The sequence below is a fragment of the Spirosoma sp. KNUC1025 genome (assembly GCF_045160025.1).
Taxonomy (GTDB): domain Bacteria; phylum Bacteroidota; class Bacteroidia; order Cytophagales; family Spirosomataceae; genus Spirosoma.
Map to the genome: position 1 here is coordinate 3994645 of NZ_CP087139.1, position 16799 is coordinate 4011443.

The 16799-nt window shown below is 46.5% G+C and carries 14 protein-coding genes; 3 read left to right on the forward strand and 11 right to left on the reverse strand.

The features are described 5' to 3' along the window. Window positions 1–14: 14 nt before the first annotated feature. The 5 genes from LN737_RS17395 to glf form a co-directional block, all read right to left on the reverse strand. Window positions 15–1529 (reverse strand): hypothetical protein, encoded by a 1515-nt coding sequence (locus LN737_RS17395; protein ID WP_405511066.1) that lies wholly within the window; start codon window positions 1527–1529, stop codon window positions 15–17. 44 nt (window positions 1530–1573) lie between these two features. Next, window positions 1574–2296: a hypothetical protein gene (locus tag LN737_RS17400; protein WP_405511067.1), complete on the reverse strand. Its 723-nt coding sequence runs from the start codon at window positions 2294–2296 to the stop codon at window positions 1574–1576. Window positions 2297–2604: 308 nt separating this feature from the next. Further along, the gene (locus tag LN737_RS17405) at window positions 2605–3318 is read right to left on the reverse strand and encodes a hypothetical protein (RefSeq protein ID WP_405511068.1); all 714 of its coding nucleotides are present in this window, start codon (window positions 3316–3318) and stop codon (window positions 2605–2607) included. Between the two features lie 34 nt (window positions 3319–3352). Beyond that, window positions 3353–4012, reverse strand: a complete 660-nt coding sequence (locus tag LN737_RS17410; RefSeq protein ID WP_405511069.1) for a DUF6766 family protein — start codon at window positions 4010–4012, stop codon at window positions 3353–3355. A 22-nt stretch (window positions 4013–4034) separates the two neighbouring features. Next, the gene (glf, locus tag LN737_RS17415; RefSeq protein WP_405511070.1) at window positions 4035–5156 is read right to left on the reverse strand and encodes a UDP-galactopyranose mutase; all 1122 of its coding nucleotides are present in this window, start codon (window positions 5154–5156) and stop codon (window positions 4035–4037) included. Window positions 5157–5587: 431 nt separating this feature from the next. Here glf and LN737_RS17420 point away from each other — a divergent pair, with 431 nt between their 5' ends. Together LN737_RS17420 and LN737_RS17425 are read left to right on the forward strand one after the other, a co-directional pair. Beyond that, complete coding sequence (locus LN737_RS17420) at window positions 5588–6481, forward strand: AraC family transcriptional regulator (RefSeq protein ID WP_405511071.1); 894 nt, start codon at window positions 5588–5590, stop codon at window positions 6479–6481. 128 nt (window positions 6482–6609) lie between these two features. Next, window positions 6610–7050 carry a DsbA family protein gene (locus LN737_RS17425; protein ID WP_405511072.1) on the forward strand — a complete coding sequence of 147 codons (441 nt, stop codon included), beginning with the start codon at window positions 6610–6612 and terminating at the stop codon, window positions 7048–7050. Between the two features lie 245 nt (window positions 7051–7295). Here LN737_RS17425 and LN737_RS17430 read toward each other — a convergent pair whose 3' ends face one another. Next, window positions 7296–9647 carry a histidine kinase dimerization/phosphoacceptor domain -containing protein gene (locus tag LN737_RS17430; RefSeq protein ID WP_405511073.1) on the reverse strand — a complete coding sequence of 784 codons (2352 nt, stop codon included), beginning with the start codon at window positions 9645–9647 and terminating at the stop codon, window positions 7296–7298. Window positions 9648–9722: 75 nt separating this feature from the next. Further along, the gene (locus LN737_RS17435; RefSeq protein ID WP_405511074.1) at window positions 9723–11963 is read right to left on the reverse strand and encodes a histidine kinase dimerization/phosphoacceptor domain -containing protein; all 2241 of its coding nucleotides are present in this window, start codon (window positions 11961–11963) and stop codon (window positions 9723–9725) included. 661 nt (window positions 11964–12624) lie between these two features. Between LN737_RS17435 and LN737_RS17440 the strand changes: the two genes are divergently transcribed. Further along, the gene (locus tag LN737_RS17440) at window positions 12625–13446 is read left to right on the forward strand and encodes an alpha/beta fold hydrolase (protein ID WP_405511075.1); all 822 of its coding nucleotides are present in this window, start codon (window positions 12625–12627) and stop codon (window positions 13444–13446) included. Between the two features lie 372 nt (window positions 13447–13818). Here LN737_RS17440 and LN737_RS17445 read toward each other — a convergent pair whose 3' ends face one another. The 4 genes from LN737_RS17445 to LN737_RS17460 form a co-directional block, all read right to left on the reverse strand. After that, entirely contained in the window at window positions 13819–14268 is a 450-nt protein-coding gene (locus tag LN737_RS17445) for a hypothetical protein (RefSeq protein WP_405511077.1), read from the reverse strand. A 383-nt stretch (window positions 14269–14651) separates the two neighbouring features. Further along, entirely contained in the window at window positions 14652–15164 is a 513-nt protein-coding gene (locus tag LN737_RS17450) for a hypothetical protein (protein ID WP_405511078.1), read from the reverse strand. Window positions 15165–15476: 312 nt separating this feature from the next. Further along, entirely contained in the window at window positions 15477–15845 is a 369-nt protein-coding gene (locus tag LN737_RS17455; protein WP_405511079.1) for a hypothetical protein, read from the reverse strand. Window positions 15846–16158: 313 nt separating this feature from the next. Beyond that, window positions 16159–16467 carry a DUF3784 domain-containing protein gene (locus LN737_RS17460; RefSeq protein WP_405511080.1) on the reverse strand — a complete coding sequence of 103 codons (309 nt, stop codon included), beginning with the start codon at window positions 16465–16467 and terminating at the stop codon, window positions 16159–16161. Window positions 16468–16799: the final 332 nt, after the last annotated feature.

A 16799-nucleotide genomic window follows, 5' to 3' on the forward strand; every position in this document is an offset into this window, starting at 1 on the left:
ATTCTGGTATTCACTTATGACTTTTTTGTCCACTCTATCCGTAGCCGGAGATGGCCTTTAACTACATATTCCTGATGCTGTTTGTCCTGCTCTCTAGGCTTAAAAGGCGCTTTGGTATTATCATCTTCATCCAGAAGCTGTACGTTGGGCAACTGCCGACCTTTAGCCACAAGGCGTAGGTTGCAGGTATAATCGGCTGTTCCGCTCAGGCGCAAAACGGCATAACCACTATCTTTTCCCGTAATCTGGTATTCAGCCTGATAAATGGGGTAGTCGCAATAAATCAGTACGGGTACATGGTCAAACCGTTTATAGGCGTAGGTAGCCAGAATATAGGCTAACGCGCCACCGTATACTTCCTGTCCAACCGCGCCGGCCTGCTTCCAGCCCGTTGGCATATCTTCCAGAGGAATGGGCAAATCCTGGATGATGCGGCCCTCTTTGGGGGATTGGCAAACAGAATCGGGGGCTAGCTCCGCCGGAAAATAATAGCGGCCCCGGTGCAGCAGGTATTTCATGTATTCCGAGAAAAACATCCGGATGGAAACAGGAACATCCCGCCCGACTTCCCTGAGGTAGTTGACCATCGTAGCCACTATTTCACCCTCTTCATAAGCGGCCAGATACGGGGCATCCCGGAGCGGGGCTACCCCCATAAACGTGCTACGTTTCTGGCCAAAGCCGAACTGGCAGTCCCAGATCCATAACCGGGCAATCACGTTGGCAACGCCCAGCCGACTCTGATCGAAGTACAGCCGGTTGCCCGTAATTTTCCAGAGTTTGGCTAAGGTCAGCGCACTCATAATGGTGATATTACTCTGGTAGAGAAGTTCAAAGCCTTTTCCCCGGAGCCGTTCAGCAGACGCTATCGCTTCATCCAGATAGCGTTGTTCTCTGGTAAATTCATACGCCTGAATCATTACATGAGTGTATAGGCCTGCCACATCCAGTTCGCCCCCTTTTCCGGAATCGGTTTCAGCCTTAACAACTTCGAGCGTCCCTACGTTGTAAAATACGGGCCAGTCATAGGTAAAATGGTGAGCCGCTTTAATGACAAATTCCAGCGAATCAACTAATAATTCTTTGGCCTGGGTATTGCCCTGGGTGGCTAGTCGGCCTAAATTCATCAGCGTATGGAGCAAGTACCAGGAATCGATTTTGTCGGGGTCCTGTTCTTCGCTGCGGCTTTCCTTATCCTCGATAAACGTACCGGCGGGTAACCAGCGCATGAGCGTCTGCTGCTTCGCGTTGTAAAAAGTAGGCAGGTTCTTTTGCAGCCTCTCAACCAGCGGCACCACCTGTTCGACCCAGCGCTGATACTCCCAGAGCGGAACCAGAATCGCCAGTTGCACCATGCTTTCGGGTGGTTTCTGCGTAGCATCGACATACGCATTAAGGTAATACTGCTTCCGGATCATACGTCCGCAACCGTCCGAATCGGACAAAGCCCGGATCGTTCGTTCGGCCGCTCTGGGCCAATCATAATACTGGGTCTCGGGCCTGGGCAACTGGTGGTAGATGTCAGCCATTGCCTCCAGAAACTGATCGGCAGCCTCAAATTCGCTTTGCGGGATTACGTCACTAAAAAAAGAAAGGCATCTGACAGTGTCAGTTCTTTCCCCGCCGGCAGGGGCTCCTGAGTGGTTGGTAAGGCAAAGCCTATTTCTGGCCACTTGACGCTTACTGACCCCGACGGGTCGGTTTGGGTTGCCTGGCAGAAGTCGTTGAGGGCCGTCAGGTTTTGGAAGTAGAGTAAAGATCCTGCCAGTGGTTTGGTTACGGACAGATAAATCAGTCCGGCCGTTGGTCCGCTTTGGGTCACGTAAACCATACCCTCCGTTGCGGCCGGTTTAAAGCCTTTGTCCAGCACATACACGTCTCGTGGAAATGCCTGAATGGTGAAAGGCTGCCTGGCTACCAGCGTAGTTGTATAGCGAAGCAGGGAAGATTTCTTCTTTGGTAGTTCGATGGTTACGGTGTACTGGCCCAATGCCCCTTCGACCTGATACTCGACTTTGTTCTCACTCGATCTGCCAACTTTATAACTTTTGATCGACTGAGGATCGAAGCAGGTTCGAATGGCCAGACAACCCTCCCTCTCAAAAGAATAGATCAGCCAGAACGAGGTATCCGTTAGGCAAATAGTAAGGTGTCCTTTTTCGGGTTGCAGGGGGAATTTAGCGCGGTGCGTAGCGTGTTTTAGTTGTTCGTCAAGGCCAGCCACCCACTGGGATGTTTCGTCGGTTTTAGTGAACGATTGCCAATAAGTTGGGCTATTGTAGGATTTACTTCGCATCGGTCATTATGTGAAATTGCCAGTTTATTCTTTCGTTTATCGCATCAGAAATACCGCTACGTTGCTAGGTCAAATAAGGGCTAATGGATGAAAAGCCAACTGACCTTCAAGTGTATACGCTGAATTTAGGGGTAATTCAGATAATTGAATTGGAGTTTTTCCTGAATCTTGATGAATTTGTGCGTTTCCATTCTTTCGCATACAATTCTTATAAAGAGGTACGTATTTATAACAACTAAGCCAATCATCTGACTATCCACATATAGGCCCTGAGAAATAAGGAAACGGTACGTTAATAGACTGTAAACCTATTTCGGGGTGTAGGTTAGCTGTACAACCACCGCCTGGTTGCCATCACTGTTGGATCGGCGCCAGCCAATAGCCAGAGGCAGATGCTTGTGCAGATACACTTCAAGGCCAAGTACCAGCTGGCCATATTCATGGGTACCCGTTGCCCAGTCGCCCAGAACGTGAAGTTTCTCATACCAGATGCCGGCATCAAATCCCAGGTGCATTCCTACTGTAGCGCCATCCGCCAGATAGCGATGGGTACCCGCGTATGTACCGATTACCGTCTGGTAATGTTCATCGAAAAAGCTGCCCCCCAGATTCAGATAACCCCAGCCCACCCATGAGCTTTTTTCGGTTGGGTATAGATTTATACCTGTTTGGCCGCCTATGCCCAGGTGCAGGTTTTCGGTTAACTTAATTGTTTTTTGAGCATTCAGAAGCAGCAGAGGTGCATAAGGCATCTGCGTGGTGGTATCGTTACGCTGCCAGGTGTGCTGCTGAGGGAGATAGTCCAGATTATACAGATTTACCCCGATTTCCCAGTCGTGTCCCAGCCCATAATCAATGGTGGTCGATGAGCGTAGTTCTTCGTTGTTGACGTCTACCTGCTGTTGTGCCAGTATTTTACCGGGTAGGGTTATATCGGAGGAGGGTACACTAAAAATGGTCTGCTGGGCCTGAGCACTCAGGTTCCAGCAGACTAATGCAATCAGAAACGAAAGTTTTTTCACTTGACCATCACAGAATAGTACGCAGGACCTCTTGTTATTCACCCGTTTCAGCATGGGGGGCATCCACTGGTTTGGATTCAGGGGAGCCCTTTTGACGTAAATAAATTGACAGCACCACGATGGAGAGGACCGATAAAAATTCACTTTGCCAGTTTTGCAGCGATTGAAACCAGAACTCCGATGTTCCCAGAAACTGCCAAAACGTTAGCTGTTCGCTTTTCCCTTTCAGGAGCTGTTCTGCATTATATTGTTTAACGCCCCCAAGCGCGTGTAGCCAGAACGAAAGGCCAAACAGCAGAAAATAAGCGATACTAAGCGAATTCTGATACAGTTTCAGCACCCATCCGCCCCGCCGAACGGGCCAGGGGGCACCCTTTCGCATTGGTGATGGCTCGCGATCCACTTCTTCTGGTTCCGACAGACTTTTGGATTCGGAAGAACCTTTCTGGTACAGAGAAACGGTCAGAATGACGTAGAGACCCATCTGCAGAAATTCACTTTCCCAGTTTTCAAAGACAGCTTCAATACAATGACCACTGGTTAAGTAAGCGGGAAGCGTAAGAGCAGGCTGCCTGTAATCGATCAGTTCGTTGTTAAATTCATGCCAGCCCACGATGATCTGGCCGGCCAGAGTTGCTATCGTCAGGAAAATAAAGACAAGCGAAAGACTGTTCTCACGCAGAAATTTTTTCATTAGAATTGAAAAATTCAATGGCTCAGCCCTGAGCTACATCGTGGAGCGATTCTGCCCCGACGAGTTTCTTGTATAGCGTTAATGCCTGTGCCACGACCTGGTCCATATTATAATAGCGGTACGTACCTAACCGCCCCACGAAATGTACATTCGGCGTGGAATCACCCAATTGTTTGTATTGCCGATAAAGAACTGCATTCTCGGGGCGAGGGACCGGGTAGTAGGGGTCACCCTCGTCCTGTGGGTACTCGAAGGTAAGGCTGGTTTTAGGATGCTTCTGCCCGGTCAATTTCTTGTACTCCGTAATACGAGTATACGCATGATCGTTGGGGTAGTTTACTACGGCAACCGGCTGATAATCGGTTACGTCCAGCGTTTGGTGGTCGAACCGGAGCGACCGGTAAGGGAGCTTGCCATAACAGTAATCAAAGTATTCATCGATTGGCCCGGTGTAAATCAGTTCAGTAAACGAAAGCTGATCCTTTATCTGCTTAAAATCAGTGCCAAGCATTTGATGGATATTCGGATGGTCGACCATGTTTTCGAACATCTTCGTATAGCCGTGAAGGGGCATGTACTGAAACTCATCGGTAAAATAACGGTCATCCCGATTGGTACGGGTAGGAATCCGGGAAGTCACCATTTTATCCAGTTCCGATGGGTCAACACCCCACTGCTTGCGGGTATAACCGCGGAAGAATTTTTCGTACAGATCACGGCCAACCTGACTGACGACTACGTCTTCCGAAGTACGGATGTCATCGACCGGTTCGCCAACCGACCTGAAGTATTTCGCCAGTTCTTCCGACGTAAAGGAATATCCATAGAGCTTGTTGACTGTATCCAGGTTGATCGGTATGGGGAGCAACTGGTCATCTACGGCTGCCAGCACCCGGTGTTCATAGGGACGCCACTGGGTAAATTGCGACAGATAAGCAAAAACATCAGCTGAATTGGTGTGAAAGATATGGGGGCCATATTGATGAATCAGTATCCCGTCTTCATTCGGGCAATCATACGCATTACCACCGATATGGGGGCGTTTGTCAATCAGAAGAACTGTTTTTCCTGCCTGGCTAGCTAAACGCTCGGCTAATACACTTCCGGCAAAACCGGCACCCACAATGGCAAAATCGTACGTCATAAAGAGAAATAAGGCTATAAATTAACTTTGTCGTTCAAGTTTAACGTAACGAATCGACAAACGGACTTTCCCGGCTACGTTCCTGTGAGGCAACGGCCCAAACAGCCCTAAAGCGGATCTGAATCAACAGTAGATACAGACGTATTGGGTATACTTAGCAGGCTCTACAGGCAAGAGCTGATATGGCGTATACGAGTCCTGTTGGTTACTGGTGCAGCTGTGCAGCAACTCCAGGCACTCCTCCAAATATAATGGACTCTCCAATTTATTTGGAGTGATTTCCTAAAATTATTTTCTTTGTAAGTAATTGATTATAAGCTAATTGTCTTAATGGATAATCTTTTTGGATGTACTTTTTCAAGTTGGCATTTTATTGGTAAAGTTGTTCGTAGTGGTTGATTTAACATACATCATCCTGAACACGTCTTAGTATGAAACGCAGCATCCAGCATGAACCCTTTACGGTTCAATTAGTTGAGACGAGCCAATGGTCTTCTCCAATTCATAGTCACAATCACTTTGAACTAATTCTGATTCGAACCGGCAGTGGGCAACACGTAATTAACGGGAATCGATTTGCCTATCAGGCGGGTGATGTGTTTTTTCTGGGGCCTTTAGACAGCTATTATTTTGTGGTGGATAAAATGACCTGTTTTTGCTGTATCTCCTTCACAGAGCTTTATATGAGCGGGTTGACAACATCGGGGATTCACGACTGGTCGCAGATTAGAGAACGGGGACGGACGGCTAGTCAGTCACTTGTGAGCAGTATCGTGACGGACCGTATCGAGCAGCAAAATCTGAATGCCCTTGTCGAAATAATTTTAACGGAACAATACAATTACCACCAACTGGTTTCGAACCAAATCGTTGATGCACTGATGAAAACGATTCTGAGTCTGGTCGATCGTCAGCTCAGTCAGACTCAGGGATTAGGTTCCTCAACCGTTAGTTCTTCCTCACTCATGGAGCGGATTGGTACGTATATCTGCCACCATATTACCATGCCGGATCACCTGCGTATGGAAAAAATCGCGGATGTGTTCAATTATTCACCAAGTCACCTGGTGGCTCTGTTTAAACAGCAAACGGGCGAGTCCATCAATCAGTACATTATCCGGTATAAGCTGCAGCTTGTAGAAACAAGGCTCCGGTTGAGTACGATGACCATCTCGCAGATAGCGGATGAATTCGGATTTACGGATATATGCCATCTGAACAAGCTTTTTAAGCGGTATTACCTAACAACGCCCACGGCGTATCGACGGCGCTCGCTTGCTCCCAGCCGCGTTCGAACTGCGTATTTGCAGCCCTCATTCAGTTAGTCAACGGTGTTCACCTATGCCTGACGTTAGAGTCTGCTTATTTGACTATCAGCTACTCATCCTGAGTTGAAGCCCTCATTTCGCCATCCGTTGGCGTAAACATACGGATTCACTTCATGCTTACGTGTATGGACTCTTTCAACAAAATGTCTGTTTCAAACAGCCCTGTTGCGGGTGCGGTAGAACTTGTTGAATTCGGGGATGCTTTATGCCACAGAAGCCAGCACGTTCGAAAAGCTATCAGCGCAATACTTGACCAATTCAACGGTCAACCGCTTACGTATGCCTACCGCCATTACCCCGACCCAGCGAATACTCAATCGATACTAGCTGCCGTGGCTGCCGAAGCGGCAAGTCGGCAAGGGAAATTATGGCCAATGTATACCGCTCTCTGTACGCAACCGCTGATTAATTGCGCTACGCTGGGGGCACTGGCTCTGACCCTGGAACTGGATCAATCCCGGTTTTTCCATGATTTGCTGGATGACCATGTATACAGCCGGGTCACAATGGATTGGCGAGCCGGACATTTGTTCAGGGGTTCGCTGCCCATCGACGCTCTTTATTGACGGTCAGCAATTTCATGGCAAACCAACGCAGGCTCGTCTGGCACCTGTTATTCAGGCTCATCTAAGTCGTTTCAGGGCATCTGTTTTCAATATAGTCGATCAGACGAGCGGGGTTGTACACTGGAGTCGCGATGAATTTGGTTAATGGTTTATTCTTACGTATTGAAAGGCCGCTAAGTGGAAACAACCAGGCTCTTCCTACGCATTGACCCCATCGGGCAACCCTACTTTTTCTTCGCTAAATGTCAGGCTGATCTGCACGCCATTGACCTGATGGATGTCGAGCTTCCCCCAAGTTGTTTGCTGAGTCCCCGAATCAGGCTCATGCCCAGCGTGCGACTTCGATTCGGGTTCAAATCGGGAGGGAAACCAACGCCATCATCACGGATGGAAAGTCGATACGTTTGTGGGGCTACTTCTGTAAGGTCAATACTGATGCTCCCAATCTGATTGGCGGGGAAAGCATACTTCAGGGAGTTAGTAACGACTTCATTGAGAATGAGCCCCAGCGGAACCGCCAGAATAACATCCAGATGTACGGGCGCAAGGGACATTCGCTTGCTAACGGAATGTTGCCGGGCAAACGTAACCAGCAGATAATCGACAATTTCATCAATATACTCAGCTATTGGAATTGTCGATAACCGGTCCGACTGGTAGAGTTTCTGATGAATCAGCGCCATAACATGGACCCGGTTCTGGCTCTCGCGGATCGCCGAAAGAGCTGCTTTGTCTTTTAAATAAACCCCTTGTGAGTGGAGCAGGCTGGTGATGATCTGAAGGTTGTTTTTGACCCGATGGTGGATTTCTTTCAGCATCCATTCTTTTTCTTCCAGCAGTCCCTGCTTTTCATCGAGCAGAATGTCTTTGTCCTGAATCAGTAGTTCCTTCTCATTCAGGATATGCTGAAGGGATTGATTTTTTTGATTGATCTCCCGTTGTTTAGCTTCCAGGAGCTGGTTGCTACGTTGCTTCAAGCGGTATTGATTATAGCTTACACCCAGTAAGCCTACCAGGAGAAACGTACCTGCCAATATGCCGTTGCGCGTTGTTTTTTCGTTTTCCAGTTCATTCTGCTGCCGCTGAATCTGCTGTACTTTTTGGGCGGTGGCATACTTAACTTCCAGCTCGGCAAACTGACGACTTTTGACTTCGTTAAAAATCGAATCATTCAGGGCTTTATGGTGCCGGAAATGGCTGATGGCTGATAAATAATTTCCTTCGGCAGAGTCCACCTTGAAAAGCATAAAGTGAATATCCTTTACGGTTGACGGGGCATTTTTTTGTGGCGAAAAATTGAGGGCTTTACGTAAATAAAAGCCCGCTTTTTGGAAATCGTTGCGTTTCAGGTAAAATTCGCCGACTTCTTTTGGTGCTTTTTGGGCCATTTCAAAGTCATTGCCCGACAAGCTGTACCAGGCAATTGCCTGCAGATAGTATTTCTCGGCCTGTGGGTAATTAGGCAAGTCATTGTAGCAATATGCAAATGTTTGGGCAATGCAGCCCTTCTGAATGTTCGTTACGGGCGGAATTTCGTTAACGAGGTTTTTGATTAAACGCAGGGCCTCCTGTGTCTTTCCCTGCCCGATTAAATCCTGCACAATAAAACTGGCGGCATAATACAATGAATAATTCGGTAGCTTTTCCTGCCGCCATTGCTGAAGCGTCTTTTTGAACCAGTAAAGGCTTTGATCCCGTTTGCCCAGTTCCATATATATTTCAGCCGTGTTTCCATAGAAATTGGCGGCAGACAGCGTATCCTGAGTTCTGCTCATACTTTCCAGGCATTGTAAAGCATAGTAGAGGCCTTTCTCGAAGTTGCCTTTTAACCGGCTAACACTAGCCAGCCAGCTATAGGTGTAATGGAGCTTATCGTACTTGATCGCTTTATATCGTTTCAGAACATCCAGAAACTCGTTTTCTGCTAAATCCAGCTCACCCAGATCTGCGTGGAGACCCGCAATCTGCTGGTACATCTGGATTTCTTGTTCTGGGTTCCTGAGTTCTTTATACAGTGCCGCTGCCTGTTGATAGCTGGAAAAAGCTTTGGGGTAATTTCGGGTGATGTACCGCTGAGCGGTGGCGAATCTGTACTGGGCATCGGCTTCGGTGTTTTTATCGCCCGTTCGGCGGCAATCCGTAATAAGTTTTGAAAAATTTAATTCGCCAGTTTGCACATCGCCCAGCTCCATATAGGCAATCACCAGTATGCTTTCTGCCTGATGCTTCTCGTTTGACAGATGCAGCCGGGTGCTTAGCGCCGTTGCCTGATGTAGGTAGTGCATCGCACTGTCCAAATCAGTTTTAACCTCTCCTGCTTTATAGACGTGAAATTTCCCTAACTCAATCAACGTAGCAAGTCGGGACGTATCGGGTTCACTACGCTGTAATTTGATGATTAATTGATTGACCATTTTACGGGTAATGTTCTGGCCGCTGGAAGGCACAAGCGCCAACATTTGGAACGTAGCAATCAATGCGCTCAACCGGGCAATTCGTGATGAATACCAGCCGACCGATATAGTCAATCGTTTGAAAAGAAGCATCCAGTTAGGCATCGATTGTAGTCGGTCAAAATTTATCAGTATTCTGTGCATTCTTATTTGCGTGGCAATCGACAAAAAGTCAGGCGCTTACCAGCGCTGGCTGTCCTACTTTTTCTTCGCTAAATATCAGGCTAATCTGCACGCCATTGACCTGATGGATGTCGAGCTTCCCCCAAGTTGTTTGCTGAGTCCTCGAATCAAACTCATGCCCAGTGTACGACTCCGGTTGGGATTTAAATCGGTGGGTAAGCCGATACCGTCATCGCTAATTAAAAGCCAGTAACTTTGGTAATCTAGTCGTTTGAGCTCGATGTTTATCAGACCACTTCGACCTACCGGAAACGCATATTTCAGTGTGTTCGTGATGGCTTCATTGATAATCAGGCCAAGCGGAACGGCCAGCGTAACGTCCAGATCGACTGGTGCTACGTCGATCTGCTTTTTGATGCTGGCATGAAGATCAAACGTACCCATCAGGTATTCAACTATTTCATTGATGTATTCGGCCATAGGAATGCTGGACAGCCGGTTGGACTGGTATAATTTCTGATGGATGAGGGCCATGGCATGTACCCGATTCTGACTCTCACGGATCGCAGCCAGGGCGGCCTGATCTTTAAGATACGTAGATTGAGAATGGAGCAGGCTGGTAATGATCTGGAGGTTGTTTTTGACCCGGTGGTGAATCTCCCGAAGCATCCATTCGCGTTCACGTAGTAAGTGCTCCTGATCGTGTACCGCTTTTTGAAGGGATTCATTCTGGTGGTTAATCTCACGCTGTTTGGCTTCCAGAAGTTTATTACTACGTTGTTTTAGATGATAGCGATTGTAACTTAAGCCCAGTAATAAAATCAGCATGATGGTGCCGGCAATAATACCATTTCGAATCGTATGGGCCTGCTGCAACTGATTCTGCTGCAACAGGCTTTGTCGGGTTAGCGACTGAATGTTCTGCTGACTCAGCTTTAAATTCTGATCTTTCTTTTCGCTTTCAAACTCAATTTCCAACTGCGCGATCTGGCGGCTTTTGGTGGTATTTAATAAAGAATCCTGCAGTACTTTATAGCGTTGGTAATGCTGGATAGCGGAGAAGTAATGGGTTTGTATCGAATCCAGCCTGAACCATTGTAAATGATTTTTGGCTAGCGCCATGATCGATCCATTCAATCGGCACCGCGATTCATTGAGAGCCAGGTAGCGACGTGCCTGCTCAAACTGCCTGCTTTTGATATAAAAGTTGATAACTGCCTGATAAATCCGGGCGCGTCCTAAACTTCCAATTCCCCCTTTTGCCAGCAACCCCAATGCCCGATCACAATAAACCTGGGCCTGTTTAAACTGATTTAACTCGGTATAAATCGTAACAAAACGAAAATCAACCAGAAGATGACTCTCCGATGTCGTTGGTGGATACTGTCTGGATTTTTGCTGTAAAAAGCGAAGGGCCTGCCAGGGTTTACGTTGCTGGACCAGTAAGTCAGAAAGGTTGCCCACCAGATGCAGGATGTAAGCGTTGTTGGCATGTTTTAAGGCGATGGCCAGCGATTTCTGAAAATATAATTTTGCCTGTTTGAACTGACCTAGTCCGTAATACGTAAGGCCAACCCGGTTGTAGATGGTACAGAGTGTCAGTGAACGATCTTTGTTCGCTTCTGCGGCTCTAACTGCCATTAAGCCAAAGGCAAGACCTTCTTTATAATCGCCCAGCTTTGCTGAAACGAAGCCAAGCAGATCATAGACCGTTGCTAAATCGGTGTGGCCGATGGTACGGAATAGAGTTAGTGCACTTTGCAACTCGTTCAGAGCCAGGGCATAATTTTCCTGTATTTGATGGAGGTCCGACAATTCCTTGTACATATCGGCCTGTTTAACTTTGTCGTTAGCCTGTATAAAATAGCCGAGTGCTTTTTCGTAGAAGTAAATCTTTTTGGGCAGTTCATCCCCCTCAAGCGTGTACAAACGGGCCTGATTCATGTACACATACCCCAGCTTATCCCATTGATTATGTTGTAAAAAAAAACTAATGGCCTGTTGGGCATATTTCCTGGCCCTGGGAGCGTCTCCTTTTTCCAGCCAGATCAGGAACGATGTATAAGAAGCCTCCCCTTTATACGTCTGATACTGCAATGACCGGCCTAATACGTTGGCTTGCTGACTTAGCTGTAGAGCTGTATCCAGATCATGAGCCTCCTCACCTGGTTTAAGCACGTAACATTGACTCAGTTTGAGCAATAAATCGACCCGGTTAGTGTCCGTTTTACTGACACTCAGCAAGCGTTGAAAACTGTCAATCTGAGACGGCGACCATTGGGCGTAAGCAGATCTGGTTACGAGCGCCCATATTATCAGGAAAATATATTGCTTCATGGTATTCGAGAAGCTGCTTGCTGTTTTCAATTGCCTTCTGCTTCACCTGCGTATACGTAGCAATACAAAAATGAGTCCTGACTGGCTTGCCGTTATAAAACCTGATCTGTGGCTGTTAACTCCATTTTTTTTGTTAATCGACTCTAAAAAAAATGGAGTTGTACAACTTCCTACTAAGTATTTGGAGGAGAGTACGTGCTGGCAAAGAGCCGGTAGTACCTTAAACTTCGCTTTCAGCGTTTGTGCAACCAATTTGATCTTTATTCGTCGATGATGGCACGCAAGTTGACAGGTTTTTAACCATAATCGATTGGCTCACCCGGTAAAGCAAGAGCTATGAGTGCGTAATGTCCTGTTCAGGTTTCTGGTTTCCGGCGCTTACCCAGTTATGGTCTTTAAATGCTTATTCAAACTTTAGTCGCCTGGTCGCTGATGATATTCTTTTTTTATTGCAGAACCACCGGTTTATACTGCTTTCGTCAGCGCCATAATCCGTAGGTTTGTTTCAGCAATCGTGGATACGTCATGGACAGCTACATAAATTTGATTGATCAGGTTAACCTGTAGATGCTACCGCAATCGGAGCGTGTAGCCGAGCTATAGCTATGCATTCCAAAATTCATTCCTCTTTTTTTATTATCAACAATTAATCTCAAAAAACATGAACAAGATCACAGTAAGTGACGGGACCGAAATTTTCTACAAAGATTGGGGAACAGGCCAACCCCTGGTTTTTCATCACGGCTGGCCTTTATCCAGCGATGATTGGGACACACAACTGATGTTTTTTGTAAGTAAAGGTTTTCGGGTCATTGCCCATGATCGTCGGGGGCATGGGCGTTCGTCTCATGCTGCCGATGGTCATAATATGGACACGTATGCTGCCGATGTAGCAGAGCTTATGACTTTTCTTGATGTGAAAAATGCGGTGCACATTGGCCACTCAACCGGGGGCGGAGAAGTGATTCACTACGCAGCCAAACATGGGCAGGGCCGGGTAGCCAAAGCCGTATTAATTAGTGCGGTTACACCGCTTATGGTACAAACGGAATCGAATCCAGATGGAATTCCAATAGCTGTTTTCGATGAAATCCGTAAAGGGACGGCTACCCAACGACCGCAATACTTCCAGGATTTTACGATTCCTTTTTACGGGTACAATCGGGAAGGGGCCAAAGTTTCGCAAGGCATCCGGGATAACTGGTGGCGCCAGGGGATGATGGGAAGTATAAAGGCCCATCACGATGGTATTAAAGCATTTTCAGAAACCGATTTTACGGAAGACCTCAAAAGTGTGGATGTGCCCGTGCTGGTTTTGCATGGCGAGGATGACCAGATTGTTCCGTTCCCCATTTCCGGTGCCAAGGCGGTAAAACTATTAAAACACGGCAAACTGATTTCATATCCAGGATTTCCGCATGGCATGCCTACAACCGAAGCGGACACCATCAACGCTGACCTATTGGCATTTATTAATTCATGATGAATCTATTGCTGCTGGTCTAACGAAACCCAAAAAAGCTGTCACCGAAGGTTGACAGCTTTTTTTATGAGCTGCTATCTGAAAAACAGAGCGTTAGGCCGTGAATTGGTAGTCGAGGCTAGATGGCACACTTTACATTTAACTGACAAACGAGCCAAATAGCGTGCCTTTCGAGTCGTGCAACCTGTCACCGGTAACCCGCCTTGAACTCCCATATTGGAACCGCACCCAACGACCCAAAGGGCTGATGGATGAGCAAAATACTTGACACAACAAATGTACTTTCAACCTTTACACCCTTTGCTGGTTGGGCTGCAAAGCCTCACCTTGGGACGAGCAACCTGTCGCCAGACAGGCCCGCTTAGAGCGAAATCAAATACCAAAAAACTTAGTTTCCTTAAACTGAAGCTGATTATTGGAACAGTTAAAAATGTATCGAATATGCCAACTTCCTCCATTTTCGTAAAAAAGGTGATTCTTTTTACTTTTAACGCCAAAAGGAACAATTCCAACTCTGAAATATTCACCATCGAAACTCATTGGGAAAAGTTTGTAAACAACAATTGACTTGTTTCTCTTGGTCATATCAATCATATCTTTTTGGGAAAGAAGTTTCACCGAACAACTGAAAGGCAGTTTATCGAAAAATGAATTTAGTACATAATCATATTCAACATAAACCGTCTGGTTATTTCTCTTACTAATAACTTCTCTAAGAGCATGATAATAGATGTTTGTCGAATCTTGCTTCATGCCTAAATTTTGGCAAAAGCATCCGACCGTCAAGGAAAGCGAAAAAATAAGGAATAAAATAATCTTCATATGGCTTCACAGGCGTTCACTTTGTCGCAAGTAGTTCAGAAATGGAAGCCCGAATTTGCCTAATTCATGAGCTTAATTTGTCAACCGGAAACCAGCAATGCAGCCCTAAAGTCGCCCACCTGGGGCGTTTCTGGTGTCAACTGAAGCCCGGCTAACGAGCCAAAGTCACCCTGTCGCGAGCCGTGCGGCTTGTCGACTGAACCCCGAACGCTACGTTGTTTTCAGACTTTACGCACCACCCAACACCCGCGAGGGCTGATGGATGAGCACACAACTCAAGACAACAAACGGGGCGTCAACCTTTACACCCTCGTTTGGTTGGGCTGAAAGAGCTCCCTCGGGACGTGCTGCCTGTCACCAGACAGCCTCCTATGCAAAGCCAATTATTGCAAACCTACTCTTAACATACCCTCATTCTTCTCATAATTTATCTTCCATTTGCTCAAAGACTCCCAAATTATCACATCGATATTGTCTTTATCAGCACCTTTCCAATACCATTGATTATCGGAGTAGGATAAATCGTCTTTGGCAAAATAGAGCAAATAAAAATCATACAAATAGTCTTCGTAATCAAGTTCAATACAAAGGTCCTTTAACGAACCTAATACTTTGATTATGGCAATACAACCATTCAATCCTTCGCATACGAGGTAGTAAACGTAATTCTTAATCGTTTTTTCTTTGTCTGAATAGTCAAAATGTAGTTCGACAAAAACTTTGTCCGTCAACTTTTGCAGTTCAAATTGGTTGAACGGTTGGCTTTCTCCTGCAAGTATTATTAAATTTTCAGTATCAAATCCAGCTACGAGCATATCAACTGCCCAATCAACCCAATACTTATCAATATTTCTATTGAGAGCTTTGAAGGCTAATACTGCTGCTGTAGATTTCACCGGTTTCATATTTGCTTTACAAGTTTCTACCGCTTCCTGTCGAGACGTTCACTCTGTCAGCCGAGACCCGGAAATGCAAGCCCAAACCTACCACGCGGGGCGTTCAACTTGTCGCACGGAACCCGCCCCGCAAGCACTACTTTTTGGCTTCGCACCCAACACCCATGAGTGCTGATGGTGTGTGAAGTACTCAACTGAACAAACGTACCTGAACCTTTACACCCTCATTTGGTTGGGCTGCCAAGCCACTTTCGGGACGGGCTTCCTGTCGACGGGAAGTTACCCTGCGCAGAGCGAATAATAATTCAGGATTTACGATACACCTTCTGATTGCAATAAGTCTTTGTATTCTTCTTGACTTACCCCTTGGTTGACAAATCGTACTTCAACAAGGGAATATTGGGTTTTGATAAATTCCACTGCGTCTTCAATCGAATCCAACTCCAAAACCTGGTAAGTATCCTTTTCCTCTACTTCTGAAAACGAATAAATATCGAGATAATCTAAACCACCCTCGTCAAAGCACTGGTAATGATAAATTCCAATCTTCTCGTTTTGCTTCCGCAATACAAGAAAGCTAATGATATTTTTGTCTTCGTTGTCTCTGCCTAAGAAGACCTCAACTTCTTTTCCGAAGTTTAACTTAGCTTGTAGAGCTTGCTTATCTAAATAGCGGGCCATATAAAATTTACCTACTGAACCTAATAAACTGTCCGCCGGTACCTGCCTAATGAGCTAAAAACGGCCCTGTTAGGACGTTCACTCTGTCAACCGAAATCCGACTAACAAGCCGAAAGCTTACCTTTTGAGTCGTGCGACCTGTCGTCCGTAACCCGCCTTGAACTCCCATTTTGGACCCGCACCCAACACCCCTAAGTGTTGATGGTGGGCGAACAAGCTCATGGAAACGAACGTACCTGATCCTTTACACACTCAGTCAGTTGGGCTGCAAACCGTCCTTCAGGGGCGTGCATCCTGTCGCCCGACAGCTGCCTCACTTATAATATTTTTGAGATCCTGCTAACGCAACGACAATACACAGCATGAATCCAATAATAAAGCCGATGAACGAATAAATTTCTGACTTAGAAGAAGGAAAAAGGTAATTTAGTGACGCAATAAAAAGAGCTAACAGACCGCTTATAACGGTACATTTCCCCATCCAATTTGCTAAGCCGACTCGATCTTTTATAGAGTTGGGATCAGAACCCGCAATTATATTGGCAATTTTGAACTTCCTAATAATAAATCCCATCAGTACAAACAATGCGCCAACGAATGCTAATATTATTGTAGCTACCATCCTTTTTTCTCAATGCTCAACTGTACTTTGTCAATTGAAAGCTGACTCACAAGATTGATTGTCTAGCTAAAGCGTTCACATTGCCACACATTACCCGCCTATAAGTAACAGCTTAACTTATTTATTGCTCCACTGTCGACGGTACCCACCCATGACTCCCATTTTGGACCCGCACCCAACGACCGCAAGGGCTGATGGTGGTCACAAGATAAGCCACGATCAGGTACGTGACACCTTTACACCATTGCCCGTGTTGGGCTGCCGCTCTGGCCTGCTCCGAGTGTTTCCTGTCCGAGGTAAGTGGACCCCGCAAAGCTGACCCAAAACGCACA